2 tRNA genes and 1 rRNA gene are annotated in these 460 nt (G+C 50.7%); all 3 read left to right on the top strand.

The window, feature by feature from the left end:
- A 16S ribosomal RNA gene (locus L6D77_RS27085) occupies positions 1-76 on the top strand; the annotation flags it as partial.
- A gap of 86 nt (positions 77-162) precedes the next feature.
- Positions 163-239: transfer RNA gene (locus L6D77_RS27080), tRNA-Ile, on the top strand.
- 24 nt (positions 240-263) lie between these two features.
- A tRNA-Ala gene (locus L6D77_RS27075) sits at positions 264-339 on the top strand.
- The last annotated feature ends 121 nt before the right edge of the window (positions 340-460 follow it).

The following is a 460-nucleotide window of genomic DNA, read 5'->3' as shown; positions in this document are numbered from 1 at the left end:
CACGGTGTGATTCATGACTGGGGTGAAGTCGTAACAAGGTAGCCGTAGGGGAACCTGCGGCTGGATCACCTCCTTAATCGACGACATCAGCCTGCTGATGAGCTCCCACACGAATTGCTTGATTCATTGTGTAAAGACGATGCTGTAACGCAACCCTGTTATAGGTCTGTAGCTCAGTTGGTTAGAGCGCACCCCTGATAAGGGTGAGGTCGGCAGTTCAAATCTGCCCAGACCTACCAATTACTTGGTGCGGCTGGTCACCTGGGGCCATAGCTCAGCTGGGAGAGCGCCTGCCTTGCACGCAGGAGGTCAGCGGTTCGATCCCGCTTGGCTCCACCACTCTTTCAGGTTTCGCAGCACTGCTCAGAACTTAGAAATGAACATTCGGCAATGAATGTTGATTTCTGACTTTTGTCAGATCGTTCTTTAAAAATTCGGATATGTGATAGATAGACTGACA

The organism is Pseudomonas parasichuanensis, assembly GCF_021601385.1.
Lineage (GTDB): Bacteria > Pseudomonadota > Gammaproteobacteria > Pseudomonadales > Pseudomonadaceae > Aquipseudomonas > Aquipseudomonas parasichuanensis.
This window is presented reverse-complemented; position numbering and strand designations above follow the sequence as displayed.